Below are 24,707 nucleotides of genomic sequence, written 5' to 3'. Positions count from 1 at the left end.
GCCGCCAATCCGACGCCCTCGCCGCCTTCCTGACCATCCGCAAGATGCTCGTCGAACAACTCGGCAGCGAACCCGGCGAAGAACTCCGCCACGTCCAGCAGCACATCCTGCGCACCGCCGACAACCCCGACTCCGTGCGCGTCCCGCCGCAGGGCCGTCCCGCGGGTGGGGTCAACCACCTGGAGAACCGGTGGCGGCTCATCGGCGCACCCAGCTTCGGCTGACGGCGGCCCCGGCCCGCGGGCGGCAGGACCGGTTCGAGTTCGTCGAGGTCGGGCTGGACCAGCCCGACCTCGCACGACGGGGTGGTCGAGCGGGCGGGCCGGTGAGGTCTGGCGGCGCTCGGCGACCACCCGCGGTCCGGTGACGAGGAGGTCCGGCTCGTGGTGCAGGTCGAGAGCGCGGCGGCACTGTCCTACCTGGACGGTCTCGCTCCCCGCCGGAGGGTGGTCGGGGCACCGCCGGGGAGTGGCGCCTGTGGACGGACGCGATCCCGAGGTGGCCCTGGCGTTCCACCGCACCCCCGACCCCGACCGCGAGGGCGAGTTCCCACTGGGACGGTCGCCGCGCGTCGAGACCAACCCCGAACCCGCCCGGTTCCACGTCCACACCATCGTCCGCTCGCCCAACGGCGACGACCACGGCCGCGACCTGCTCGCCCAGCACCACCGGCTCCACCACGGCGGCGGTGGAGCCGGTTGAGCTCAGGCCTCGGACAGGGTGCCCGCGAAGACGCCGAGGAGCACGTAGACGACGCCGCTGGAGACCTCCAGCGTGCGACGGCGGCGCGCGGTCCTGCGGATCTTGCCCGCCAGCGCGCTGGCCAGCACCGCGTACGTGCCGTCGCTGAGGACTCCCAGCGCGACGAACAGTGCGCAGAAGAACGCTATCTGCGTTCCCAGCGAACCGCGGGCCGGATCGAGGAACTGGGGCAGGAACGCGGCGAAGAAGATCATGGTCTTGGGGTTGAGCAGCGCTACGACCACACCCTGGCCGAAGATCCGGTTCATCGAGGACGGCGGTGGCTCGCCCGTGCTCGCGGCAGTGTCCCTGCTGAGCCGGAGCTTCTCGATCCCCAGCCAGATGAGGTAGGCCGCGCCCAGGTACTTGATGACGTGGAAGGCCGTCGACGAGGCGGAGAGCAGGGCGGAGAGGCCCAACGCGGTGGCGACCACGTAGAACAGGGTCCCCACGTGGATGCCGAGCACCGACACGAGGCCCGCGGTGCGGCCCTGGGCGACGCTCCTCGTCACGATGTAGACCACGGCGGGGCCCGGCATCAGGAGCAGCGCGACGGTGGCGGCGGTGAAGAGCAGCGCGTTCGACAGCGGCGGCATCTCCCCGGCCTACCGCTCTCGGGGGCGATCGGGCCACGCCGGGCGGTAGCTCAGCTCCACCGTCCAGATGTCGTCGGGAACCATCCTGCACAGCTTGGTGCCGAACGCCGACGGGTCGGGGCGGAGCTGGAAGCGCGGGTCCCAGTCGTCCTCGTGCGGGCCCGCGTAGCGCGTGAGGATGCGCCTGCCGCGCGGCACGTCGAAGTCGACCACCGAGGCCTTGCCGTGCGCGATGACCTGCCGGGTCTCGCCCGTGTCGTAGTCACAGGTGTCGATGACCAGTTCGAACTCCGGGTCGACCGCCAGTCGCTGCTCCAGGACGGACCAGGCCCCCGTGAGCTTCCAGAAGGCCTGGTCCTCCCAGATGTACCAGAACGGTCGGATCACCGGCCCGTTGAGCGCGATGCGGCCGACCAGCGGGCGGGCGAGGAACCGCTCCACGTCGAACTGGGCGCCGTCGAACGGCCCGAAGACCCCGTTCTCCCGCCTGAAGTGGACCCTGCGTGCCCTGATGTCCCGGTTGACGGTCACCTCGCCACCTCGTACACGCAGCGGAAGCCGACCTCGTTGTGCCGGTCGGTGAGCAGGTCCTTGCCGCGGTAGAAGGTCGTGAGGCAGACCGGTGGAGAGGTCCACGTACCGCCCCGCAGCACGTGGAAGGCCTCGGGCCGGTTCATGAACGTCGATCCCTTGCGGCCCTGGAAGAACGGCGCCATGTCGGACTTGGAGAAGAAGTTCGTCCTGGTGATCTCCCAGACGTTGCCCGCCATGTTCAGGGCACCGTGGGGGCTCGCCCCGGCGGGCAGCGAGTCCGCGGGCAGCACCGGCCGCTTCGGCCAGGTCGTGGTGGTGCGCACGAGCAGTTCCTCCAGTTCCGCCAGGTCGCGCAGCTCGTCGTGCTCGTACGCGGACAGGACGCACTGCGCCTTCGCCCGGTCCCACTCGTCGCCCCACGGGTACACGCGGGCGTCGGTGCCCCTGGCCGCCTTCTCCCACTCGTCCTCCGACGGCAGCCTGCCGCCCGCCCAGCGGGCGAACGCGTACGCGTCGTACCAGTCGACGCCGACCACCGGCAGCGTCGGTTCGTTGAAGCGCGGATCACGCCAGTGCGCGGGTGTGTAGTCCTTGCCGGGTGGCTCGTCGGGGTGGGCGAACTCGGCGCCGCCCCTGGCGTCGGCGAGGAACTCGGCGTACCGCGCGTTGGTGACCGCGGTGCGGTCGATGTGGAACGACTCGACCTCGACCACCCGCAGCGGGTTGTCGGTGTTGTCCATCTGGAACGGACCGATCTCCTGCACGTTGGCCCCGGCGATGAAGGGACCGCCCGGTACCAGGACGGCGTCGCGCAGGTCGGGTTCCCGTCGCGCTGCGCGCACCGCGGCGTGCTTGTCGGCGAAGTGCTCGTCCTCCAAGCGCCGCAACCGGTCCGGGTCGCGGGTGCCGAAGAAGTCCCACAGCGCCCTCTTGGTGAACGCCGCGCCGCAGCCGACCGGCTTGCGCGCGTACGCGGGCTTGCTGAAGTTGCTGGGCCACCCGGAGATCCTGATCATGTGCTCGACCGCTTCCGGGATGCGGTGCTCACCGGCCGACTTGATCGCGGTGAACGCGACCCAGTCGACGTCGTCGTGCGTGGCTTCGCTGATCGCCTCCCTGGCCTCGGCGGACCCGGTGAACCGGGCGGCGAGCGCCTCGACCGCGATGCGGCGCACGTTCCAGTCGGGGTGACCCGCGGTCAGGTCGCACAGGTACCGGACCAGCGGGTCGGAATCGGCGCTCCGGTCGACGGCCTCCTCCAGCCCCCTCAACCGATCCGCGTACGCCTGGTCGTCGAGGGTCGACAGGGCCACCGGCTCAACCAGTTCACCGAACACGTGAATTCCCCTACTCTGGCTGGTGAGAGCGTCGGGTGGCGTTGCGGTCGCCACCCGACGCCCGTTGTCACTCACTGGGCGGCTGTCACCACTTGGTCGCCGCCTCGCCCGCCTCGCGGGAACCGATGAACTCCTCGTTCGTCATAGCACTCCTCCTCTCGATTTCGATCGCTCCACACAACCGCACCGGCGAAACCACACCGGCGCGGAACCCAGCGGGAAAAGAGGTATTGAACTCAGACGCTTGTCACGCCAAATCTGCGTCGAATAGCGGAAGCGCGAATGAACCCGGCCGACAGTGCGGTGAAAAGCGTGTCATGACCATGACTCCCCAGAGTCGCTCCCCAGCAGGTCCTGAAACCCAACGTAGCGACGAGAACAGGGCTCCGCTACACCCCCCTACAGGTTCACCCAGAAGGACCAGCAGCATTGAAGAACACCTCGTGAGGCCTCTTTGCACGCCTTTCAACTGCGATTACCCGATTCACTCCCACCGCGAAAATTAACGAACTCGAACCGCGGAAAGTCACCGTGGAAAAACGTGCACAACACCGCCGCAACGAACACCCGCGACGGCGCACGACCCACCACCGAACCCTCACCACCACGAGTTGCTCGATCACCTCCGACGCGACTCCACCGCGGTCGACCGCTCCCCTCGACCCGAGCGAACCGACAGGAGGAAGACGACCATTTCACGAGAAACAATGATCGAGCCGCCGAACCCGGAAACCACGAGCGGTCGAAAGGCCGCTCGGTCCTCGACAGCGAGGTCCACCCCTGGTCGGGCGCCACACCGCCGTCGACCCGGCGCTCCGCTCACCGTTGGTGGGGTCGCGCCACGTCGGCCGCAGACCGCTCGCCGCCGCCCTCCCGCCGCGACGCGCGCCTCAACCGCGAACTGCTCATCGGCCACGCCCGCACCGCCTTCGCCGAACAGGGCGTGACGGCCTCGCTCGAAGGGATCGCGCGCGGCGCTCCCCGACGACGAGCGCACCGAGGCGCTGCACGACCGCCCCTGCCTGCCCGCCGAACGCGCCCTCTCCGACGCCCAGCGAGCGGGCGCCCTGCGCCCCGACGTCACCAGCGCCGACGTCGTCGTGCCGCTGCGGGCGAGCGGCAGGATCGTCGAGGCCACCAGCGGGGTCGCGTCGCAGGCCTGGCGGCGGCACCTGCACGTGGTGCTCGACGGGTTCCGCGCCACCAACCGGCACGACCTGCCCCGCGCGCCGCTGGACGACGCCCAGCTCCACCGGGCGGTGGCCCGCCCCACCCGGTGACGGGGACGGGCACCGCACCGCCGGGCGCGGCCCGCCTCACCCGGTGACGGGGACGGGCACCGCACCGCCGGGTGCGGCCCGCTCGGTCCGCACCGCGCCCCCGCGCCGACCGTCCGCACGGGTCAGCGGCCGTAGGCCTCCAGCAGCCGCAGCCACACCTCGCTCACGGTCGGGAACGCGGGAACCGCGTGCCACAACCGGTCCAGCGGAACCTCACCGACGACGGCGATCGTCGCGGCGTGCAGGAGTTCGGCCACGTCCGGGCCGACGAGCGTGAACCCGACGACCACCCGCCGGTCCTCGTCGACGACCATCCGCGCGTGCCCCCGGTACCCCTCGGCGTGCAGGGAGGCCCCGGCGACGGCGGCCAGGTCGTGGTCCACCACCCGGATCCGCAGCCCGGCGGCCTCGGCGGCGGACGCGGTGAGGCCCACCGACGCGACCTCCGGGTCGGTGAACACCACCTGCGGCACCGCGCGCTCGTCGGCCGTGGCCGCGTGCCCGCCCCACCGACCGTCCTCGACCGCTCCTCCCCCGGCCCGCGCCACGATCACGTCGCCCACGGCCCGCGCCTGGTACTTGCCCTGGTGGGTCAGCAGGACGCGCCGGTTCACGTCGCCTGCGGCGTAGAGCCTGCCGCCGTCGACCGGTTCGCCACCGGCACCGACGACCCGCAGCGTGTCGTCGACGGTGAGCCAGGAACCCGGCTCCAGTCCGACGGCGTCCAGGCCGATGTCCGCGGTGTTCGGCGTGCGGCCGACCGCGACCAGGAGTTCATCGGCCTCCACCTGCTCGCCGGTGGTGAGCGTGATGGACACCGTTCCGTCGCCGGCGCGCTCCACCGACCGGGCCTCGGCGCCGACGCGGACCGAGACACCCCTGTCCCGCAACGACTCCACGACCGCCTCACCGACGAACGGCTCCGCGAGGGGCAGCACGCCGTCACGGGCCAGCACCGTCACCGACGACCCGAGCCCGTTGAACGCGGTGGCCATCTCCGACGCCACCACCCCGCCGCCGATGACGGCGAGCCTGCCGGGAACGCTCCTCGCGGCGGCGGCCTCCCTGCTGGTCCACGGTGCCGCGTCGCGCAGACCCTCGACGTCCGGGACCAGCGCGCCGCTCCCGGTCGCGACGACGACCGCGTGCCGGGCGGTCACCGTGGTCGTGGCCCCGTCCTCGCCGGTCACCTCGACCACGCGGGCGGAGGTGATCCGGCCGTGCCCCCGGTGCAGCGGAACGCCGATCCGCTCCAGCCAGGACACCTGCCCGTCGTCCCGCCAGTTCGAGGCGAACGCGTCGCGGCGGCGGAGCACGGCAGCCACGTCCAGCTCCCCCGTCACCGCCTCGCGCGCGCCGGGCACCTGCCGGGCGGCCCGCAGCGCCGCACCGCCGCGCAGCAGCGCCTTGGTGGGCATGCAGGCCCAGTAGGAGCACTCGCCGCCGACCAGCTCGCGCTCGACCACGGCGGCGGTCAGCCCGCCCCGCACCACCCGGTCGGCCACGTTCTCGCCGACGGGACCCGCGCCGATGACGACGACGTCGTAGGTCGCGGCGCCCACGTCAGCTCTCCCCGGTGGCGCGGCCGAGGCGCAGCGCGGAGACGAGGAAGAAGATTCCGCCGACGACCGCGTAGCCCGCCACGGTGGTCAGCACCGCGTTCTCCGCGCCCGCCATCGCGATGAACGACGACCCCGCCAGCACGGAGATGCCGCCGCTGAGGATCATCGGCCACTGGCCGCCCATCGCGCGACGGCCGACGCCCACGGCCAGCTGGACGAGTCCGGAGACGATCGCCCAGGCACCCCACACGCGCAGGACCGCGGGCACACCGGACGTGGCGGCGACGGCGAGACCGACGGCGGCGAGCAGGCTGATCCCGATGTTCACGTACAGGCCGAGCGGCGATCCGGTGGCGCGGGACGACCGCGCGTCCACGACCGCCGCGCCGACGTCGAACAGCGGGTAGAGGACGAGCAGGGCGATCCCGAGCGGTCCGAGCTGCGATCCGAAGGCGAACAGCAGGCCCGCCCAGACGATGGCGAACGCGAACCGCACGAAGTACAGCCGGCGCAGCGCCGGGGCGAGTCCGGTGGTGGCGGGCGTGTCGAGGGTGGTCACGGTGGTCCCTTTCCGAGGTGTGCACCGACAGGAGCGCCGTCCGACGACGGCGTGGCGACCTGATGCGATACCGAACGTTCTGTCTCGTCCCAGTATTACGACGGGGGTTCGACGTTGTCAAGACAGAACGTTCTATCTCAGAGTGAGGGCAGCACGGAGGACCGAGGATCGCGCGGCCGGAGTCCCGCGGTGGACGGAGGGGTCCACCGCGCTCGGGAAACCCGTGGTCAGGCGGGGTCGGACGCGGCGTGCGCCCGCACGAGCCCTTCGACGCCCCGCAGGAAGGTCTCGCAGACCAGCGCCGGGTCGAACAGGCAGCCGGACGCCATGGCGCCGTCGCGCAGCATGACGAAGTGCCGGGCGGCGGCCTCGGCCGACTCCTCCCGGACGAGGACCAGCAGCTCCGTGACGGTGTCCAGGAACCACTGCCGGTGGGCGAGGACGGCCCGGTGCACCGGGTGGTCGGGGTCGGAGTACTCCGCCGCGGCGTTGAGGAACGCGCACCCGCGGAAACCCGGCGACCGGATGCCCTGCGCGATCGACTCGCCGACGGCCACGAGGGTCTCGACCGGCGGCAGCCCGCTCGCGGCGGCAGCGCCCACCTGGCCGCGGATGGCCTGGTCGGCCTCGTGAAGGTAGGCGAGGACGAGGTCCTCCTTGCCGGGGAAGTGCCGGTAGAAGGTGGCCCGCGTCACCTGCGCCTCGGCGAGGATGCGGTCGACGCCGACGGAGTGGATGCCCTCGGCGTAGAAGATCCCGCTCGCCGTGGTCAGCAACCGGGTTCGCGCCTCGGACGGCCTGGCCTCTGACGTGCTGCGCACCATGCCTCCATATTATCGAAAGAACGTTCGGTCTTCCATTCGGCGGGGACGGACGGTGATCGCCGGGCGGGCGCGATCCGTATCGTGGGGGCGGTGAACCCGTCGATGCGAGAGCGGCTGCTCGCGGCCGCGACCGAACTGTTCTACGCGCAGGGCCTGCGAGCGGTCAGCGCCGACAGGATCATCGAGCGGGTCGGCACGACGAAGGTGACGTTCTACCGCCACTTCAGGACCAAGGACGACCTGATCGTGGCGTACCTGGAGCACAGCGCCGCCCTCGACCGCCAGGCCGTCGAGCGGGCCGTCGCCGGGGCCGACGGCGACGTCGACGCGGCGCTGCGGCTCATCGGCGAGGAGATCGGCAGGACGGTGTGCGGTCCGGGGTTCCGCGGCTGCGCCTTCCTCAACGCCGCCGCCGAGTACCCCGATCCCGACAGCCCGGTGCGCGGGGTCGTCGACGCGCACCGGGCCTGGTACCGGAAGACCTACGACCGGCTGCTCGCCCCGCTGGGCCTGCCGGACCAGGCCACCGCCACCGAAGCGCTCCTCCTGCTGCGCGACGGCGCGATGATCGCCGGTTACCTCGGCGAGCCGAGCGGCACGGCCGACGCGTTCCTGCGCGGCTGCCGCGGCGTGATCCACGGCGGAGGGCGCTGACCGCACCGGTCAGCCGTCCCTCCACAGTGGAGTCGAGGTCAGGCCGCGACCGCCTCGACCGTCACCGGGACGTTGCCGCGGGTGGCGTTGGAGTAGGGGCAGCCCGCGTGCGCCGCCGCGACGAGGTCGTCGGCGGTGGCCTGGTCCAGACCGGGGAGGTGGACGCGGAGCGCGGCGCCGAGCCCGAAGCCGCCCTCCGGGGTGGGGTGCACGCTCACCTCGGCCACCACCGACGACTCGTCGACCCGCACCCTCCGCCGTCCCGCGACGAGCTTGAGCACCGAGTGGAAGCACGACGACCACCCCACCGCCAGCAGCTGCTCGGGGTTGGTCGCCCCACCGGGGCCGCCCAGTTCCACGGGGAGCGCCAGCGTGACGTCGAGCAGCCCGTCGTCGGTGCGCCCGCGCCCTCCCGCGCGACCGCTGCCGGTCGAGGTGGCGGTCGCGGTGTACAGGGTCTCGGCCATGCCTGGCTCCTCAGGTAGACGAACTAGTAACTCTACCTGTGAACCTAGCAGTGCTCCCCCGGCGAGCACCAGACGTCCGCGGTCAGACCGGAACGGGAGCCCCTGCACCGCCAGGGCCACGGGCGCGACGGCCTGGACCGCCCGACGACCGACCCCACCCGAGACGACGTGGACCAGCACCCGGTGCCTCCGCCCCACGTGCGCGGTGTCCACCAGGGACCGCCACGCGGTGAGCGGCAGCGCCGCCGCCCGCTCGCGGCTGGTGGTCGACGGCTCGCGGACGAACTGCCGCGCGGGGGCGGTGACGTGCTCGGCGCAGCCGCCCGCCGCGCGGGAACCAGGGCGTGCCGCACGTCGCGCAGGGCCGTGACGCCGAACCCGGCCTCCTCCACGACACCGGACACGTCCCGGCCCGGCACGAACGGCGGCTCCCCGAGCACCCCGCCACTGCGGGGGCATCGAGGTGAAGGGCTCGCCACGACCACTGCGCGCCCGACGGGACAGCACCCCGACCACGACGTCCACGCCTCGCGGTGCCGCGCACCGCTGGACCCACTGGCGGACAAGTGCTCCGCCCCGGCCATCGGCGCGCCGGGACGGTGCCAGTTGGGACGCACTCCACATCCCTGTCTCCATTGGAGACGGAGAACCGTCGCGGTGGCGCACCCGGCTCAGGACGTCCTCGCGGTGCACGGGACCGCGACACACCTGACACGACCTCGCGACACACCCGAGGAAGAATCCCGTTGGCGGCCAACCCCTTTCGCCAACCGGACGGGTGCGGGGCGTCGGTCGCGCACAACCGCTCCCCCACCGCGCCCGGTGAAGGACCACACGCAGAACCACCGGCAGAACTGGGGCGGGGACAGGAGGATCGGCGTCGAAATGCGGCGAGTAAGCGCCATCCACGTGGCAATGCGGGCCCGTGCTTGGGAGACTGCGAGTGACCCCTGTCCGGCAGCAGCACCTCCCAGGCGCGCCGTGTCGCGTTCCTGGCGCCCGATGTCGACAGGACGTGGTTCCCCGTCCAGAAAGCCAGTGGTGAAGCGGATGCCCACCGACAGCAGTCAGGACTCCAGGCTCCGGATCAACGTCCTGGGGTCGGTGGAGTGCTGGTTCGGCGGTGAACGCGTCCGGCTCGGAGGGCTCGTCCAGGAGCGGGTGCTGGTGTCGCTGGTGCTGGAGGCCGGTCAGGTGCTGTCCGTCGCCCAGCTCGTCGACGCGGTGTGGGAGGACTCCTCCCCCGCGACGGCGACGCACCAGGTGCGCAAGGCGGTGGCGCGCCTGCGGCAGCTCATCCCCGGCGGTTCCGGGGTCCTGGTCACCGAGACGTCCGGTTACCGGGCGGTTCTCACCACCGACCAGGCGGATCTGCTTCAGTTCAACGCTTTCCTGGCCGGCGCGAGGACCGCGATGCTCGACCGGGACGAGGAGTCCGCGGCCGACCACCTCGAACGGGCGCTCGCGCTGTGGCGGGGCGAGGTGCTCTCGGGCGAGGGCGGACAGCTGATCAGGGGTGCGGGCGCGGCGTTGCTGGAACGGCGGACCGCGGCCGTCGAGCAGTTGATCAACCTTCGCCTGGCCCGCGGCGAGAGCGCCGAACTCGTCGGCGAGCTGCGCGCGCTCGTGGCCGCGCACCCGTTGCGCGAGCGGCTCCGCGGCCAGCTGATGCTCGCCCTGTTCCGGTCCGGCAGGCAGGCCGACGCCCTGGAGGAGTTCGGCCAGGTGCGCTCGCTGCTGGCCGACGAGCTGGGCATCGACCCCGGCACCGACCTCACCGCGCTGCACGAGCGGATCCTGCGCAACGACCCCGATCTCGTCGTCCCCGCGCCCGCCGCGCCCGCACGGCACCCGCCGAGGCCGCTGCCCGAGCCGGACCCGCCGCGGCAGACCCGTTCCCTGCCCAACGACCTGACGGACTTCATCGGGCGGAAGCAGGAGTTGGAGATCCTCAGGCTGCTCATCGACGCCCCGCCGAACCGCGGCCCCCGCGTCCTCGCGATCGACGGGATGGGCGGGGCGGGCAAGACGTCGCTCGCGGTGCGGACCGCCTACAGCGTCGCCGAGCGGTACACCGACGCGCAGCTCTACCTCGACCTGCGCGGGTTCACCCCGGCCGAGCAGCCGATGTCCGCGCCCGCGGCGGCGGAGGCGCTGCTGCGGATGCTGGGCGTCCCGACCGGGAACCTGCCGGACGAACCCGCGGCGCGCGTCGAGTTCTGGCGGGCGTCGGTGGCCGACCGGAGCGTGTTGCTGTTGCTGGACAACGTCTCCGACGTCGCGCAGGTGCGCCCCCTCCTGCCCGCAAACCCCCGTTCCCTGGTGCTGATCACCAGCCGCACCAGGCTGATCGACCTCGACGGGGCGCACTGGATCTCGCTCGGCACGATGAGCAGCGAGGACAGCACGGCCATGGCCGCCACGGTGTTGAGCGACCAGCGCGCCGCCGCCGAACCGGAGGCCGTGGCCGACCTGGTCGAGCTGTGCGGCCACCTGCCCCTCGCCCTCCGGATCGCGCTCAGCAGGCTGGCCAACCGGCCGAGGTGGTCGATCGCGTACCTGGTCGACCGGATGAGCGACGAGTCGCGGCGGCTCGACGAACTGCGGTCCGACGAACGCGGGGTCGAGCTGACGCTCAAGATCTCCTACGAGGGCCTCGACGCCCGCCACCGGGCGTCCTTCCGCCTGCTCGGGCTGCACCCCGGCCGAGACATCGACGTCAGCTCGGCTGCGGCGCTGTTCGGCTGTTCCGAGTCGGCCGCGGAGACGACGCTGGAGACCCTCCTCGACGCGCACCTGTTGCAGCAGCACGAGTTCGGCTACTACGCGTTCCACGACCTGGTGCGCAGCTTCGTGCGCCAGACCCTGAACTCCACCGACCACGGCGACGCGGCGGACGTGCCGACCGCGCTGGAGAGCCTGCTCGACTACCTGGTGCACACCAGCGACCACGTGTGCAACCTCCTCTTCGCAGGCCGCGTGCGCCTGCCCACCGGGCTGGCGAACCCGCCGCCCGTTCCCCCGCAGCTGCTGGACCACAAGAACGCGCGGGTGTGGCTGGCGCGGGAGCGGGCCACGCTGGAGGCGGCCGCCGTGCTGGCGCACGAGCGGGGGTTCGACCGGCACACCGCCCACCTCACCCGCAACGTCGTCTTCCAGCTCGACGCCATCGGGCTGTACACGGAGTTCGCCGAGATCACCGAACTGTCCGTCCGGTCCTCCCGCAGGCTCGGGGACCGCGAGCTGCTGCACCTGAGCCTGGCCAACTCGGCCGTGGCCAACTGGAAGCTCGGCCGGTTCGAGGCCGGGATCGCCGCCATCTCGGAGGCGCTGGAGATCGCCCGCGAACTGGGGGACACGCGGGGCGTCGCGAAGGGCATCGGGATGCTGGGGCTGCTCACCGCGCACACCGGGCGGTTCGACGAGGCGCTGCCGATGCTCCAGGAGTCGATCGGCATCAAGCGCGAGCTCGGGGTGGCCAGGGCCGAGGCCGAGTCGCTGGTGAACCTCAGCTCCCTGTACGAGGAGTGGGGGCGCTACCCCGAGGCCGTGGAGGCCGCGAGCCGGGCGGTGGCGCTGGACGACGAGCACCACATCCACGGGCAGCAGATCATCGCCTGCGCGAGCCTGGCCCAGGCGCACATCGGCATGCACGCCTACGAGAAGGCCGACGCGCACCTGGGCGTCGCCAGGGCCCTGGTCGAGGAGTTCGGCGCGCCCGCGGGGAACGCCGCCCTGGTGTTCGCCCTGTCCGCGCTGGCCCTGCACCGGCTCGGCAGGCACGACCTGTCGAACCACTACGCCGACATGGCCCTGAGGAACCACCGCGGCCACTGGACCACGACCCGCCAGGTGGAGATCGACAACATCGTCGGCAGGCTGCGCCGGGCCCAGGGCCGCTACTCGGACGCCCTCACCCACCACGAGAGCGCGTGCGAGGTGGCGGCGGCCATCGGCTACCGCATCGCCGAGGCCCGCGCGCTGGCGGGCATCGGCGAGGCCGAGAACGCCCTCGGGCACACCGAGGCGGCGCGGGAACACCTGCGGCGCGCCGACGAGAGCTTCGCGGCCATGGGCGTGCCACCGGCGGCCCGCTCCTGAGCGACGACGGCCCCGCTCCCCCACTACCCCGTCACCGGGTCGTCCTGCTCCACGCTGCCGCCGCCACCGTCCGGCCCCTGCCCGAGGGCCATCTGGGCCGCGTTGTCCAGCGCCACCAGGATCCACTTCTCGAAGTCGACACCGTCCTGCTCGGCCGCGGACCGCCACCACCGGACCTGGCCCTGCGGCGCGGTCACCCTGGGCAGCACGACCTCCTGGGCCGGTCGGCGGTCGCGGGAACCGGTGCGGGACCGGCGGATGGCCTCGCGCAACCGGTTGCGGGACCAGCGGTTCAGCTCCGCCTCGTCCAGCCAGCGGTCCTGCTCGTCGTCGGGGAGCGCGGCCACCTCGGCGTGGTGCTGGAAGCTGAGCTGCTCGCGCCTGCGGGAGTAGTCGAACCTGCGGGCGATCCACGCGTAGTTGCGCAGCGTCTGGTAGTCCAGCCCGGCCTCGTCGATGGCGTGCCGGTAGCGGTCGCGGTACTGCTCCTGGCCGCGGACCAGCCAGTCGCCGAGGCACCACGCGCTCGAATCGGCGATCCGGGCGATCTGGACGCCCGCCCTGGCCCAGCCCTCGTAGGTGAGGGCGGTCGGGAGCGTCAGCCCGACGCGCGAGAACAACACCCGCCCAGCGGTGTCCGCGGAGCGGTGCGGCTCGGGTCGGGCGTGGGGAACGGCGCCGTTGCCGTTCCCCGCACGCGGCGGGCCGCCGGAGCCGGGCGGGGTGACCGTGCTTGGCATCGTGCTCGACCTTTCGTTCGCGACGTGCCCGAGCGGGTGCGCGTGCCGACCGGCAACCGCCGGGACCGCGGTCTGGACACCGCGCCCTGGAGCCGGCAAAATTTTCCGCGGCCCACAGGCGTTCCCGGCGCAGCACCGGGCAGGCTTCGGCGCGCAGCACCGGCCGTCCTCCGACACCGGGGTGAGGGCGGTCTGGTCATGCGGGGGTCGTGCCGGTAAGCGTTGTCCCGAAATCGGGTCATCCACCGGATTCCCGTGGCACACGGCCATCAGCAGGCGGTCCACGGCGTCGTCCGGTGAGCATCACGACATCTCCCCGGCCGCGGAACTCGGCCCCTCCTCCGAGCAGCAGTCCGGCACTTCCCCGGAATCCGGGCTCGTCGACAGCGTGCCGAACCCGGACGCCGCCACCGCGCGAACGTCGTGCCGCGGAACGTGGATCTCCTGCGTCGTGCCCAGGTAGCCCGCGGCGGCCGCCGTGACGAACACCGCCAGGGACACCGTGCCCAAGACCTTCCGGAGGACACCCTGTCGGGAGGTGTCAACCCGGCCACCGGATCGCGTCGTTCCGCTCATGTCGATCTCTCCTCGCACTGGTCGTTCGGCTTGGCTCCAATCCTGTGAGCAGGCGATTCCTCTGAGTTCCGCGTGCGGTACCCGCCCGCGGGAACGAAAAGGGAACTCGTGCGAAACGGACACGCGGTGATCAGCTCGACGAGGCTCCCGCTTCGTCGAGACGCGTGCGGACGACCTCCGGCGACACCCCCTCCACGACCACGCTCGACTCCCGACCCCCCTCGGGGGAGCCAGGAACCGGGGAGAACCGCGCCCCGGCGAACCACCGCGGTCGCGGCGGCTGGAGGAGGGCGCCCGCCAACGCCCGGAACAGCTCGGTCGGGACGTCGAACCCGGTGGCGACCTCGATCAGCTCCGACACCCCGTCGACGCTGAAGCACGGCCGCGACCGCAGGACGCGGGGCTCGGGACCGACCAGCGCGACCCGCGTCTGCGCGGGGCCGAACTCGTGGCCGATCAGGTCGAGCATGCTCGTGACGGCGGCCCTGACCCGCACCATCCTGGATTCGACCAGGCTCGCCGGGTACACGTAGGACCTCGTCCCGGTGCCCTCGACGCGCTCGGTGATCCCGACGACCCGGTGCATCCCGTCGACGGTGAGCGTGGTGACGACGACCTCGGGGTCGGAGGACAGCTTCTCGACCACGAACGGGCCCCGGTGCGGCTCGTGCGCCCGCACCCACTCGTCGGTGTCCTCGTCCGACCGGACGACCACCTCGTCCCGGTCCGTGCGGATGACGGCCTGCCACCCCAGGTCGCCCACCACCTTGCGCACCTCGTCGACCGTCGCGACGGTCGACTCCCCCACCGCGGAACGCCAGTTCGGGACCAGCTCGCGTCCGAAGGGGTCGTCGTCCGCCCACGCCGCCGAACGGGGCTCGCGCAGGGGGAAACCCTCGCCGTCGAGGACGTGGGTGATGCCGTGGTCGCGGACCAGCCCGCGGACCACCGCCGCGATCCCCGGCCCCCGCCCCGCGTCCACGTGGACCACCCGGTCGGCGGGCAGCGGCACGTCCTCGGCTCGTCGCTCCCCGTCGAGCACGACCCGCAGATCCAGCCCCGCCCGCACGGCCTTGCGCACGAGCGGTGGGCCGGGGAGGACGAGCAGCAGGCGCGGGGGCGGCGAGGACTGGGCGATCACGACGACGCCCCTCTCCGCCCGGTCCCCGCTGATCTCTTCACGTGACAACGCGACATGACGTTCTCCACAGTTCTGCCGGCCGCCCGAACTCACCGGCCGCCACCGGCGATCGACGTGATTCCTCTTGAGTTGACGTGGTCACCGCCACGGCAGCCGTCCCGAACTCCGCCCAGTGCGCCACGGGCACGACCCCGCACCGCGGGCGGGTCGTGGCGGGTGGCGTTCCGCTCACGGGGGATGACCTTCGGGAGGCTTCCGCAGGATAGGTCCTCCGAGTCCGGAGCACAGCAGAATACGCGCGCAGGCGCGAACACCTCCGACGGACGCCGGCGGGACGGCGCGCACGCCGTCCCGCCGGCGGGACACGGCCGACCCGCGCCCTCCCGTCGGCGGCACACCGCTTCCGCGGTCCGGACTTGAACCGACGGCCACCTCTCGAAGAAGGTCCAAGCCGACCCCCGCGCGACGATTCACCGCGGACCACCCCACGACAGGACTGGACGACGACCATGAGCGAAGCCGAACTCCTGCCGCACGACCGGTTCCTGGAGTCGATGGACTCCGGCTACGGACGCCTCGGAGCGTCGAGGGCGAGCCAGGCGACGTGCCGCATGACGCAGAACCGCCTCGGCCGGGAGCTGCGCGACCGCGGCGAGATCGACCTCACCGGGACCGAGCAGGACGACTGGTCGTTCAGCGTGTTCTCCCAGGGCGACGAGGACGGCCTGCTGCTGGCGATCTTCTCGGTCCTCGGCCACGGTGGTCGACGAGTCCTCGACATCGGCTCCGGCAAGGGCCTGATGGGCAACTCCGCCAACCTCCTCGTGCACCACCGCTGGCGGGGGTGGCTGGTCGACGCCGACGCCCGCCGCCAGCGCATCGCCCGCGCGTTCTTCCGCGCCCAGTACGAGACCCGGTGGACGATGCCCGCGCTGCACACGCGGGTCCTGAGGTCCGCCGACGCGATGTCGGTGCTGACCGACCTCGGCGTCCCGACCGAGGTCGACCTGCTGTCCGTCGACATCGACGGCGACGACCTCTGGATCCTGGACGCGCTCCACGAACTGCGTCCGCGGGTGGTCGTGGTGGAGTTCCAGCACTACTGGGCGCCCGACCTGGCCGTGTCGGTCCCCCGGGTGCGGGACGCGGGCCTCTCCGCGGCGCACCGGTGGTACATGGGGGCTTCGCTGAAGGCCTTCGACGACCTGCTGGTCGCGCGCGGCTACGAGCTGGTCGCCATCTCCTCGGGCGGCTTCAACGCGTTCTACGTCCACCGCGAGGAGAACCGGGGTCGGATATCCCGCATGACGGGGGACCAGGCGGCGGCGCGGGTCGAGTGGACCGTCGAACTGGCCGAGCGCTCGCGCGCGGTGAGCGCGCTCCCCGTGCAGCCGGTCCACGTCGAGAACGGGCGCCTGGTGTGCGACGGACCACCGCGGGTGGTGCCGAACGAGTGGTCCCGGTAGTCGCTCCCGGTACTCCACAGTGGACACGCGATCGCACGGCGGCCGAGCCCGCGCGGGCGGGACAGGCCTCGACCGGAGGCCCGTCCCGCCGGCGGGACACCGCCGACGTGCGCGGCCTTGCCGCTCCCGAAGACGCCTGCCTATGCTCTTCGCAAGGCGAACGAGCACGGGAATCCCCAGCTGACGGCGTTTCGCCGCCCACCGTCCGACGCACTCCAGCGGTCATGGACGAACGACGCGCTCCGGTCTCCCGGTACGGCGCGATTCACCGACATCCGAGGGCCCACGTCCGCCGCGACGGCGGGCTCCGGAGTGGAATGCAGTCGAAAGAGGATCATGAGCGACATCCAGCGTTTCGTCGGACGACAGGAGCACGGCGGCGATCCGGACCGGCGCGGGGCCGACCCGCTGCGGTTCACCGTCCTCGGACCGGTGCGAGCGGTGCGCGGTGGCAGGACGCTCCCCACCGGTTCCCCGCAGCAGCAGGCGTTCCTGGCGGCGCTGCTCCTCCACTCCGGACGCGCGAGCGGGCTGTCCGAACTGGTGCACGCGCTGTGGGGCGAGAACCCGCCCGACGCCGCGGTCTCCACGGTGCGCACCCACGCGTGGCGCTGGCGCACGCTGCTGGAGCGCGGCGGCGGAGCGCCCAGCGTCCTGGTGTCGGTCGGTGACGGCTACCGCCTGGTCGTCCCGGAACTGGGACTGGACCTGGACTTCGCCGAGAACCTCGCGCACCGCGCCAGGCTGGCCGCCGCCGACGGCGGGCTGGAGCTCGCGGACGGCCTGCTGGCCGACGCCCTCGCGCTGTGGCAGGGCAACCCGCTGTCCGGCCTGCCCGGCCCGTTCGCCGAGCAGCAGAGGATCCGCCTCGGTGAACTCCGGCTGGCGTGGACCGAGGAGCGGCTCCGCATCGCGCTCGCGCTGGGGCACCACGCGCTCGTGCTGCCCGAGTTGACCCTGCTGGCCGCGGAGCAGCCGTCGCGCGAGCACGTCCACGAGCTGCTCATGCGGGCGTTGCACGCGGCAGGCCGCCAGACCGAGGCGCTGGCCGTGTTCAGCCGCCTGCGCCACGCACTGGTGGAGGAGCAGGGCATCGAGCCGGGGCAGGCCCTGAAGTCGCTGCACCACAGGATCCTGGCAGGCGGGACACCCGACCCGCAGTCGAGCGCCTGGCGGCCGGGGCGGGCGGCCGGAGTGCCGGGGATCGTGCGCGCGGGCGCGGTCCCGGTACCCAGGCAGCTGCCCCCTGGGACCGTGGACTTCACCGGTCGGCACGAGGAGATCGCCACGGTGGTGCGCGGTCTCACCGCGCCCGCGCGCCGCTCGCCCGCGGTCGTCGCGATCACCGGCGCCATCGGGGTGGGGAAGTCCGCGCTGGCCCTCCAGGCCGCGCACCGGCTCCACGACGCCTTCCCGGACGGCGAGCTGTACGCCGACCTCGGCTCCGACGACGCGGGGTCGACCACCGCCGGGGTGCTCGAAGGGTTCCTGCGCGCGCTGGGGCTGCCCGCCGACGCGGTGCCGGAACGGGTGTCCGAGCGGTCGAAGATGGTCAACACCGTGCTCGACGGGCGGAAGGTGCTCGTCGTCCTCGACAACGTGCGCGTCGCGGAGCAGGTCCGGTCCCTCGTGCCGGGGTCGGCGGGGTGCGGGGTGCTGATCACCGGCTGGGCGCCCCCGTTCGGGGTCTCGACCACCGAACGGGTCTGCCTCGGGGTCTTCACCGCCGACGAGGCGCTGGCGCTGCTCGGCGCGGTGGTGGGCCCGGACCGGGTCGCCGCCGACCGACCGGGTGCGCTCGCCCTGGTCGAGGCGTGCGGGCTGCTGCCGCTGGCGGTGCGGTCCGCGGGGGCGCACCTGGCCGCCAGGCCGGGCTGGAGCTTCGACGTGCTCACCGCTCGGCTGGTGAGCGATCCCGCGGGCACCACCAGGTTGGGCTCCGGCGACCGGTCCATGCTCACCGCGCTGCGCGCGATCGAGGGCCAGCTCACCGACGACCAGCACCACGCCTTCCTGGCGCTCGCCTCGGAAGGGCCCGAATTCGGTCTGCGCGCGGCGAGTTCGGTGCTGGGCGTCGCCGAGCAGGAGGCGGAGGACCTGGTGGAGTCGCTGGTGGACGTGGCCGTGCTGGAGTCGCCCGCACCGGGCCAGTACCGCTACTCGCACCTGCTGTGGTCCTTCGCCCGCTACTACGCGCGCTTCCACTACGAGCGGCCGGACCCGACGTCCCGGATAGCGTGACGCCGGGACGACCGTTCCGCGGGCCGGGCTCAGGAGTAGACCACCGATCCGGTGCGGCGGGCGCGGGCGGCGGTGAGCCGGAAGACCGCGAGCGCGAGCGCCAGCCAGCACGCGCCCGCGACCGCGGCGGGCAGCGCGCGGGACAGCACGGTGCCGAGCGGCTCCGCGTCGGCCACGGCGCGAACGGCCCGGAGGCCGTGGGTCAGCGGCAGGCACTCGGCGGCCAGCTGGACGGCGCCCGGCCAGTACGACACCGGCACCTGCACCCCGCAGACGGCCATCATCACCAGGTAGGCGGCGTTGGAGGTGATGTTGCGCAGGCCCGTGGTACCCAGGACGGCCGCGGCCAGCACGAGCCCGAACGCGTAGGTGCTGAACGCGGTCAGCAGCACCAGCGGGACCACCGTGAGGAACTGCCCCACCGTCCAGTGCACCCCGAACAGCGGGGCCAGCACCAGCAGCGAGACCAGGGAGGTGCCGGACCCGCTGATCGTCCACTGGAGGCTTCGGCCGACGAACACCAGCCCCAGTTCGGCGGGGGCGGCCACGAGCAGCGGCAGGGTGCCCGCGCGCCGCTCCCACGTCGTGGAGGCCACCACCATCATGACCTCGATGACGCAGGTCATCAGCGAGTTGCCGATCACGAGGTACCTGGTGTGCTCCGCCGACCCGATCAGGTGGCCGACCACGGTGAAGAACGCGACCTGCGCGAGCATCCGGCCGAGCCAGCCGACGGTCCAGCTGGTCGGGGTGTAGGTGGCCCTCAGGTCCGCCAGGGCGTTGAGGGAGGCGTGGCGGACGACCGCCAGCGGACGGGGTTCGGCGAGCAGTTCGGTCATCGGGCCCTCACGTGTGGGAGAGGTTGCCGAGTTCGCGCGCGCGGCGCACGAAGCGGCGGGTCAGGGCGGCGCCGAGCAGGTAGCCCGCCACCCCGAGCAGGGCGACCGCGCCCAGCTCCGGCAGCACGTTGCCCGTCGGCGCCGGGTCGAGCGAGGTGCGCAGCAGGTCGCCGCTCCAGGACAGGAAGACCAGGCGCGACAGCGGCTGGACCCAGTCGGGCAGGAACGAGATCGGCACCATCACCCCGGACAGCAGGTAGATCGGGTAGCTCAGGGTGTTCTGCACGGTGCGCGCGGACGGGGTGAGCACGAAGACCGCCGACAGCGAGGTGGCGGTGCCCGCCATCGCCAGCGCCGACAGGAGCATGCCCGCCCCGAACACCAGCGGGTGCGCGACGTCCAGCACGATCCCGAACAGCCCGGCGGCGACCAGCCAGGACTCGGCGAAGGTCAGCAGGCCGAGCACGGTGACGGTCGTGATCCGGGCGGTCACCAGGAGGGGGAAGGACACCGGGGTGGCCACCAGCCCCTCCAGCGTGCCCCAGGAGCGCTCGTTGCCGATCAGGTCGCCCGCCAGGAACAGGGCGACGGCCCACAGCGACATCAGGCACGGCGCCAGCACGGCGTGGGTCGCCAGGTCCGTGCGGCCCGCGAACTGGCTCAGCGCCAGGAAGACGACGGTGAACAGCGGTGCGGTGACGAAGACGCTCAGCGTGTCCGGTGTCCGCCAGGCCAGGGCGGCCTGGAACCGGAACGCGGCGAGCACCGTGCGCGGCATCAGCCCACCACCATCCCTCGTCCGCCGACCAGGCGCAGGTAGACCTCTTCGAGGCTGGGGCGGCCGGTGCGCAGCGAGGTGGCACCGGCCGCCACGAGCAGGCCCAGCACCTCGGCGGTCGCGGCGCCGTTCTCGGTCTCGATCAGCGTGCTGATCCCGGTGGTGGACGTCGAGATCACGCCCGGCACCGCCCTGACGGCGTCGACGAGGCCCTCGGGCATCGCGTCGACCTCGATCCGCTCGTAGTGGGAGATCAGCCGACCGATGGTGGCGGGCTCGCCGGAGGCCAGCACCCCGCCGCGGTCGATCAGGGTGACGCGGTCGCACACGGCCTCGGCCTCCACCATGTCGTGCGTGGTGAGCAGGACCGTGCGGCCGTCGGCCCGCAGACCGGCGACCAGGTCGCGGAACTCGTGCGCCGCCACCGGGTCCATGCCGGAGGTGGGTTCGTCCAGGATGAGCACCCTGGGGTCGGCGACCAGCCCGCGGGCCAGGTGCAGGCGCTGCTTCATGCCCCTGGAGTAGGTGTCCACCCGGTGGTCGGCGCGGTCCGTCAGACCGACCCGGTCGAGCAGCCGGTCGACGCGACTGCCGAGCCCCCTGCCGCTCAACCCGTACATCGCGGCCCAGAACCTGAGGTTCTGCCGGGCGTTCAGCCGCCCGTAGAGCCCTTTGTCACCACCGAACACGATGCCGATCGACCGCTTGACCGCCGCCGTCGCGGTCACGACGTCGTGGCCCAGCACGGACGCGGTGCCCGCCGTGGGCAGCAGGACGGTGGACAGGACGCGGCACAGCGTCGTCTTGCCCGCGCCGTTGGGACCGAGCAGCCCGTGGACCGTGCCCTCGGGCACCGCCAGGTCGACCTCCCGCAGCGCGCGCACCGGTGGCGCGCCCTTGCGCTTGCCGGGGAACGTCCTGGTGAGTCCCCTGATCTCCACCGCGTTCACGACGGGCTCCCTTCGACGGCACCGGGGCGGTGCGGCCGGTCCAGTTCCCGCAGCGCCGATTCGTGCAGCAGCGGGTCGACGAGTCCGGACCCCACGAGGAGGTAGTCCCCGAAGGGCGTGGCGGCGAGGTGCGCGTCGCCTGCGCGGCGCACGGCGACCACCTCCCGCTCAGGCCTGCGTTCCACGCGCAGCGGCATCCCGTACACCGGCACGCCCGCGGCGATCCTGCGGGGGACGTCCGTCCCCGGCCCGGTCCCGTGCGCCGCGCGGGTCTCCAGTTCCCGCTCGGCGTGCGGGGCGAGCGATCCCGCCAGCGGGGCGAGCGCGCGCAGGTCCACGACGGACGCCGCGCGCGACACCAGCTCCGCCAGCTCCGGCGCCACCCGGTGGCGCGCCGCGGCGTCCACGACGGACGCCAGGTCGTCGGGGGCGTCGTCGTCGAGCACCACCAGGTCGAGCACGTCCTTGGCGGTGAACGCGCGCTGGAACCGCTCCTCGGTCACCGACAGCAGGTCGGCCAGCCACGGGTCCGGGGGCAGCGGTGCCCGTACCGGCACCGCCGCCTGGTCGCCGGGGAAGGCCATGGTGCTGATGTCGACCCTGATGTCCCTGTCCAGCACGGCGTCGGCCGCGGGCCAGGTCAGCGAGGCGACCACGTGCCGGTCCGGGCCCCCGCCCAGCAGGGACACGCTCACCTCGGGCGTGGTGGGCGCGAGGGCGTCGACCAGCCGCGCCACCCGCCACAGCGCGACCTCGTCGGGCACGACCAGGTCCAGGTCGCCCGCCGGCCGCAGGATCCCGCTCGGGTAGCGGCGCGCCAGCGCGGGCCCCTTCATGACGTCGACCCGGACCTCGGAGGAGACGTGCTCCACCACGGCCGCGTAGTCGGCCGCCCGGCCGCGCGCCCTGCGCAGCTCGTCCGCCGAGCCGCTGCCCAGCCGGACGCCCTCCTGCTCGAAGACCGAGAGCACCAGGTGCGGCAGGGTGAACGCGGTCGAGCGGGCCTTGCGCAGCAGCGCGCGCAGGCTCTCGTGCTCCTCCACCTCCAGGGTCCGGTAGAGCAGCGGGATGTCGAACCGGGTGCTCATGGCGCGGTGCCTCCGTCTCCGAGCGGACAGCGGTAGAAGCTGTGCCAGGTCCGCCAACCGCGGCGGAACAGCGAGCCCAGCACGCGGTCGCCCGCCTCCGGCGTGGCCACGACGTGGCCGACCAGGGGGCGGCCCTCCTGCCGGGCGTAGGCGGCGCACACCGCGACCAGCGCGGAGACGAGCGCGCGGACGTCGTGCTCCGGTTCGACGAGCGCGTCCAGCAGTTCGACGAACCCGACTCCCCTGACCTCGTCGACGGCGTCGGTGAGCAGGGTGGCGTGACCGATCGGGTCGGCCTCCGGGCTCGGGCCCACGACGTACGTGCGCCGCGCCGGGTGCGCCATGGTCGCGGCCGCGGCCTCCGCGGCGCCGTCACCGGGACCGCCGAGTTGGTGCTGCGCCAGGGTGAACGCCCGCTCCAGCCAGTCCCGGACGAACGCCCGGTCCTCCTGCCGCTCCAGCCGCACGTCGGCGGTCGGCGGCCCGACCGGGCCCTCGTAGCCGACGTAGACCAGTTCCCTGGTCCACCCGCTGCCCGCGAGCAGGTCGCCGGGTGTGGTGGCGTCCACCCGCACCAGCGCGGAATCGTTGCCGGGGAAGGCCTCCGCCAGCGCGGCGCGCAGCCGGTCCCGTGCGGCCGCGGTGCCCACCAGGCCCCCGTCGCAGTACTCGACGAGGACCCGCCGCCGCCTGCTGACCGGGTCGACGTACTCGCCCGCGACGTAGGGCACCCCGTCCAGTTCGGCCAGCAGCCCGGCCGAGGTCGCCGCCTCCAGGTACGCCGCCGCCGCTGTCACGACGCCACCGACACGCACAGGTCGGCGAGCACGCGCCGGGCGGCCAGCACGACCTGCGCACCGGTCACCTCGCGCAACGCGGCCAGCTCCTGGTCCACGGACCACTCGACGGTGCCCGCCAGCGTCCGCTGCGCGATCAGCCTGGCGTACTCGGCGGGCACCTCGCTCCCCCGCACCAGGTGCATCTCGGCCTTCCGGCGCGCGGCGGCCAGGTCCTCGTCGGACGGACCACCGCTCGCCAACTCCTCCAGCGTGGCCGTGATCACCTCGACCAGGGCCTCGCCGTTGCCGACGTCGACGCCCGCCAGCACCCGCCAGGCACCGGCCTCGGTGTAGGCGCGCGACCACGACTGGAACGCGTAGGCCAGCCCTCCGTCGTTGCGCAGCCTGCGGTAGAGCAGCGACGCGGGGCTGGAGCCCATCAGGTTGGACAGCAGGACGTAGGCCAGCCGGTCGGGGTCGGTGGCGCTCGGGCCGCGGCCCCCGACGCACGTCCAGGCGAACCCGTCGGGCCAGCGGGGCGCGGGGCGGGTTCGCGGAGGCGGGCTGATCGGGACGCTGCCACCACGCCCCGACCGCCGGGCCGGAGAGCGGTGGAGCCCGGTCGCGCCGGGCAGGTCCGGCCCGACGACGACCAGCGCCATCGGACTGGTCAGGAAGACGTCGCGGTGGTGGTCGAGCACGTCGTCGAGCGACGTCGCCCCGACCTCCTCGGCCGTGCCGCCCACCGGCCTGCCCAGGGGGTGGGAGCCGAACACGTCGGCGAGGAAGGTGTCCTGGACGACGTCGCTGGGGTCGGCCGCCGCGGCGGCCAGTTCCTGGAGGACGACGGCGCGTTCCCGGTCGAGCACGGCGGCGTCCAGCCGCGGCTCCAGCACGGCCCCGCGCAGCAGGCGGGTCACGTCCGCGGCGTCGGAGGCGTGCACCTGGGCGGTGAACAGCATCAGTTCGAGGCCGGTCTCGGCGTTGGCGTCGCCGCCGAGGCGCTCGACGTGTTCGCACAGCGACGTGGGCCCCACGACCGGTGCCGACATCAGCAGGTGCTCCAACAGGTGCGCGAGACCACCGCGGTGGGCCGGGTCGTTCCTCGCGCCGTACGCCACCGCGAGGCACAGGCTCGTCGTCCGCAGCCTCTCGTCGACGTGGCCGAGCACGGGAACCTGTCCGGGGGCCTGGTCGGCCATGGTCGTCCTTTCCGTATCGGGCTGGCCCACGCCGTGGACCGCGACCCGTGGTCGCGGTCCACGGCGGCACTGCGCGATCCGCCGGGGATCACGGTGTCCGTCAGCTGTTCTTCACCTTGACCTTGTCCAGGCGGGGACGCAGGTTCGCGGCGTGACGACGCATTCTCTTCACCTCCAGACCAGGAGAGCAGGGAATCGGGCACGACAATTGCGAAGTAATGCGGAGCGCATGATCGCCGTACTCGACTTCGA

23 protein-coding genes are annotated in these 24,707 nt (G+C 72.9%); 7 read left to right on the top strand and 16 right to left on the bottom strand.

Annotation, left to right across the window (positions count from 1 at the left end; translation table 11 throughout):
* Together AC156L_RS21695 and AC156L_RS21690 are read left to right on the top strand one after the other, a co-directional pair.
* Positions 1 to 224, top strand: a 224-nt coding sequence (locus tag AC156L_RS21695; RefSeq protein WP_484407204.1) for a BTAD domain-containing putative transcriptional regulator, incomplete at its 5' end; no start/stop codon positions are given.
* 253 nt (positions 225 to 477) lie between these two features.
* Entirely contained in the window at positions 478 to 702 is a 225-nt protein-coding gene (locus tag AC156L_RS21690) for a hypothetical protein (protein ID WP_330878902.1), read from the top strand.
* A 2-nt stretch (positions 703 to 704) separates the two neighbouring features.
* On the opposite strand, the gene AC156L_RS21685 is transcribed toward AC156L_RS21690, so the two are convergent.
* The 3 genes from AC156L_RS21685 to AC156L_RS21675 are packed head-to-tail and all read right to left on the bottom strand — an operon-like array spanning position 705 to position 3,208.
* Entirely contained in the window at positions 705 to 1,337 is a 633-nt protein-coding gene (locus tag AC156L_RS21685) for a LysE family translocator (protein ID WP_330878903.1), read from the bottom strand.
* Between the two features lie 9 nt (positions 1,338 to 1,346).
* Positions 1,347 to 1,868, bottom strand: coding sequence for a pyridoxamine 5'-phosphate oxidase family protein (locus AC156L_RS21680; protein ID WP_330878904.1), 522 nt, complete (start codon positions 1,866 to 1,868; stop codon positions 1,347 to 1,349).
* Positions 1,865 to 3,208, bottom strand: a complete 1,344-nt coding sequence (locus AC156L_RS21675; protein ID WP_330878905.1) for an SUMF1/EgtB/PvdO family nonheme iron enzyme — start codon at positions 3,206 to 3,208, stop codon at positions 1,865 to 1,867. Before AC156L_RS21675 ends, AC156L_RS21680 begins: the two co-directional genes overlap by 4 nt.
* 1,004 nt (positions 3,209 to 4,212) lie before the next feature.
* Between AC156L_RS21675 and AC156L_RS21670 the strand changes: the two genes are divergently transcribed.
* On the top strand, positions 4,213 to 4,488 hold the full coding sequence (locus tag AC156L_RS21670) for an SbtR family transcriptional regulator (protein WP_484407205.1): 276 nt from the start codon (positions 4,213 to 4,215) through the stop codon (positions 4,486 to 4,488).
* 122 nt (positions 4,489 to 4,610) lie between these two features.
* Here the strand turns inward: AC156L_RS21670 and AC156L_RS21665 are convergent, their stop codons facing one another.
* The 3 genes from AC156L_RS21665 to AC156L_RS21655 form a co-directional block, all read right to left on the bottom strand.
* Entirely contained in the window at positions 4,611 to 6,050 is a 1,440-nt protein-coding gene (locus AC156L_RS21665) for a dihydrolipoyl dehydrogenase family protein (protein ID WP_330878906.1), read from the bottom strand.
* Position 6,051: 1 nt separating this feature from the next.
* Positions 6,052 to 6,609: a hypothetical protein gene (locus AC156L_RS21660; protein ID WP_330878907.1), complete on the bottom strand. Its 558-nt coding sequence runs from the start codon at positions 6,607 to 6,609 to the stop codon at positions 6,052 to 6,054.
* Between the two features lie 227 nt (positions 6,610 to 6,836).
* A complete protein-coding gene (locus tag AC156L_RS21655) occupies positions 6,837 to 7,433 on the bottom strand; it encodes a TetR/AcrR family transcriptional regulator (protein WP_484407203.1) in 597 nt (198 codons plus the stop codon).
* A 90-nt stretch (positions 7,434 to 7,523) separates the two neighbouring features.
* On the opposite strand from AC156L_RS21655, the gene AC156L_RS21650 reads away from it, so the two are divergent.
* Positions 7,524 to 8,087 carry a TetR/AcrR family transcriptional regulator gene (locus AC156L_RS21650; RefSeq protein WP_330878909.1) on the top strand — a complete coding sequence of 188 codons (564 nt, stop codon included), beginning with the start codon at positions 7,524 to 7,526 and terminating at the stop codon, positions 8,085 to 8,087.
* Positions 8,088 to 8,125: 38 nt separating this feature from the next.
* Here AC156L_RS21650 and AC156L_RS21645 read toward each other — a convergent pair whose 3' ends face one another.
* Positions 8,126 to 8,554 (bottom strand): organic hydroperoxide resistance protein, encoded by a 429-nt coding sequence (locus tag AC156L_RS21645; protein ID WP_330878910.1) that lies wholly within the window; start codon positions 8,552 to 8,554, stop codon positions 8,126 to 8,128.
* A 1,050-nt stretch (positions 8,555 to 9,604) separates the two neighbouring features.
* Here AC156L_RS21645 and AC156L_RS21640 point away from each other — a divergent pair.
* Positions 9,605 to 12,655 carry an AfsR/SARP family transcriptional regulator gene (locus AC156L_RS21640; RefSeq protein ID WP_330878911.1) on the top strand — a complete coding sequence of 1,017 codons (3,051 nt, stop codon included), beginning with the start codon at positions 9,605 to 9,607 and terminating at the stop codon, positions 12,653 to 12,655.
* A 23-nt stretch (positions 12,656 to 12,678) separates the two neighbouring features.
* Here the strand turns inward: AC156L_RS21640 and AC156L_RS21635 are convergent, their stop codons facing one another.
* The 3 genes from AC156L_RS21635 to AC156L_RS21625 form a co-directional block, all read right to left on the bottom strand.
* The gene (locus AC156L_RS21635; protein WP_330878912.1) at positions 12,679 to 13,395 is read right to left on the bottom strand and encodes an LmbU family transcriptional regulator; all 717 of its coding nucleotides are present in this window, start codon (positions 13,393 to 13,395) and stop codon (positions 12,679 to 12,681) included.
* A 303-nt stretch (positions 13,396 to 13,698) separates the two neighbouring features.
* A complete protein-coding gene (locus AC156L_RS21630) occupies positions 13,699 to 13,905 on the bottom strand; it encodes a hypothetical protein (RefSeq protein WP_330878913.1) in 207 nt (68 codons plus the stop codon).
* 196 nt (positions 13,906 to 14,101) lie between these two features.
* Positions 14,102 to 15,160: an ATP-grasp domain-containing protein gene (locus AC156L_RS21625; RefSeq protein ID WP_330878914.1), complete on the bottom strand. Its 1,059-nt coding sequence runs from the start codon at positions 15,158 to 15,160 to the stop codon at positions 14,102 to 14,104.
* 461 nt (positions 15,161 to 15,621) lie between these two features.
* Here AC156L_RS21625 and AC156L_RS21620 point away from each other — a divergent pair, with 461 nt between their 5' ends.
* Together AC156L_RS21620 and AC156L_RS21615 are read left to right on the top strand one after the other, a co-directional pair.
* Entirely contained in the window at positions 15,622 to 16,578 is a 957-nt protein-coding gene (locus tag AC156L_RS21620; protein ID WP_330878915.1) for an O-methyltransferase, read from the top strand.
* Positions 16,579 to 16,914: 336 nt separating this feature from the next.
* A complete protein-coding gene (locus AC156L_RS21615) occupies positions 16,915 to 18,819 on the top strand; it encodes an AfsR/SARP family transcriptional regulator (RefSeq protein ID WP_330878916.1) in 1,905 nt (634 codons plus the stop codon).
* 29 nt (positions 18,820 to 18,848) lie between these two features.
* Here the strand turns inward: AC156L_RS21615 and AC156L_RS21610 are convergent, their stop codons facing one another.
* Genes AC156L_RS21610 through AC156L_RS21585 form a run of 6 tightly spaced genes read right to left on the bottom strand, consistent with a single transcriptional unit; the run spans position 18,849 to position 24,455 of the window.
* Positions 18,849 to 19,658 carry an ABC transporter permease gene (locus tag AC156L_RS21610; RefSeq protein ID WP_330878917.1) on the bottom strand — a complete coding sequence of 270 codons (810 nt, stop codon included), beginning with the start codon at positions 19,656 to 19,658 and terminating at the stop codon, positions 18,849 to 18,851.
* A gap of 7 nt (positions 19,659 to 19,665) precedes the next feature.
* Positions 19,666 to 20,436 carry an ABC transporter permease gene (locus AC156L_RS21605; protein ID WP_330878918.1) on the bottom strand — a complete coding sequence of 257 codons (771 nt, stop codon included), beginning with the start codon at positions 20,434 to 20,436 and terminating at the stop codon, positions 19,666 to 19,668.
* Positions 20,436 to 21,386 (bottom strand): ABC transporter ATP-binding protein, encoded by a 951-nt coding sequence (locus AC156L_RS21600; RefSeq protein WP_330878919.1) that lies wholly within the window; start codon positions 21,384 to 21,386, stop codon positions 20,436 to 20,438. The genes AC156L_RS21605 and AC156L_RS21600 overlap by 1 nt, the downstream gene beginning before the upstream one ends.
* The gene (locus AC156L_RS21595; RefSeq protein ID WP_330878920.1) at positions 21,383 to 22,474 is read right to left on the bottom strand and encodes a hypothetical protein; all 1,092 of its coding nucleotides are present in this window, start codon (positions 22,472 to 22,474) and stop codon (positions 21,383 to 21,385) included. The genes AC156L_RS21600 and AC156L_RS21595 overlap by 4 nt, the downstream gene beginning before the upstream one ends.
* The gene (locus tag AC156L_RS21590) at positions 22,471 to 23,271 is read right to left on the bottom strand and encodes a hypothetical protein (protein ID WP_330878921.1); all 801 of its coding nucleotides are present in this window, start codon (positions 23,269 to 23,271) and stop codon (positions 22,471 to 22,473) included. The genes AC156L_RS21595 and AC156L_RS21590 overlap by 4 nt, the downstream gene beginning before the upstream one ends.
* A complete protein-coding gene (locus tag AC156L_RS21585; RefSeq protein WP_330878922.1) occupies positions 23,268 to 24,455 on the bottom strand; it encodes a M16 family metallopeptidase in 1,188 nt (395 codons plus the stop codon). Before AC156L_RS21585 ends, AC156L_RS21590 begins: the two co-directional genes overlap by 4 nt.
* Positions 24,456 to 24,707 lie beyond the last annotated feature (252 nt).

It is taken from the genome of Umezawaea sp., assembly GCF_057122925.1.
The sequence above is the reverse complement of the archived record's forward strand: the minus strand, read 5'-3'. Positions and strand labels throughout refer to the sequence as shown.

Coding starts and splice junctions, on each gene's coding strand:
- AC156L_RS21685 (WP_330878903.1), bottom strand. CDS start 1,337: ATGCCGCCGCTGTCGAACGCGCTGCTCTTCACCGCCGCCACCGTCGCG.
- AC156L_RS21655 (WP_484407203.1), bottom strand. CDS start 7,433: ATGGTGCGCAGCACGTCAGAGGCCAGGCCGTCCGAGGCGCGAACCCGG.
- AC156L_RS21645 (WP_330878910.1), bottom strand. CDS start 8,554: ATGGCCGAGACCCTGTACACCGCGACCGCCACCTCGACCGGCAGCGGT.
- AC156L_RS21640 (WP_330878911.1), top strand. CDS start 9,605: ATGCCCACCGACAGCAGTCAGGACTCCAGGCTCCGGATCAACGTCCTG.
- AC156L_RS21635 (WP_330878912.1), bottom strand. CDS start 13,395: ATGCCAAGCACGGTCACCCCGCCCGGCTCCGGCGGCCCGCCGCGTGCG.
- AC156L_RS21620 (WP_330878915.1), top strand. CDS start 15,622: ATGAGCGAAGCCGAACTCCTGCCGCACGACCGGTTCCTGGAGTCGATG.
- AC156L_RS21615 (WP_330878916.1), top strand. CDS start 16,915: ATGAGCGACATCCAGCGTTTCGTCGGACGACAGGAGCACGGCGGCGAT.
- AC156L_RS21610 (WP_330878917.1), bottom strand. CDS start 19,658: ATGACCGAACTGCTCGCCGAACCCCGTCCGCTGGCGGTCGTCCGCCAC.
- AC156L_RS21605 (WP_330878918.1), bottom strand. CDS start 20,436: ATGCCGCGCACGGTGCTCGCCGCGTTCCGGTTCCAGGCCGCCCTGGCC.
- AC156L_RS21595 (WP_330878920.1), bottom strand. CDS start 22,474: ATGAGCACCCGGTTCGACATCCCGCTGCTCTACCGGACCCTGGAGGTG.
- AC156L_RS21585 (WP_330878922.1), bottom strand. CDS start 24,455: ATGGCCGACCAGGCCCCCGGACAGGTTCCCGTGCTCGGCCACGTCGAC.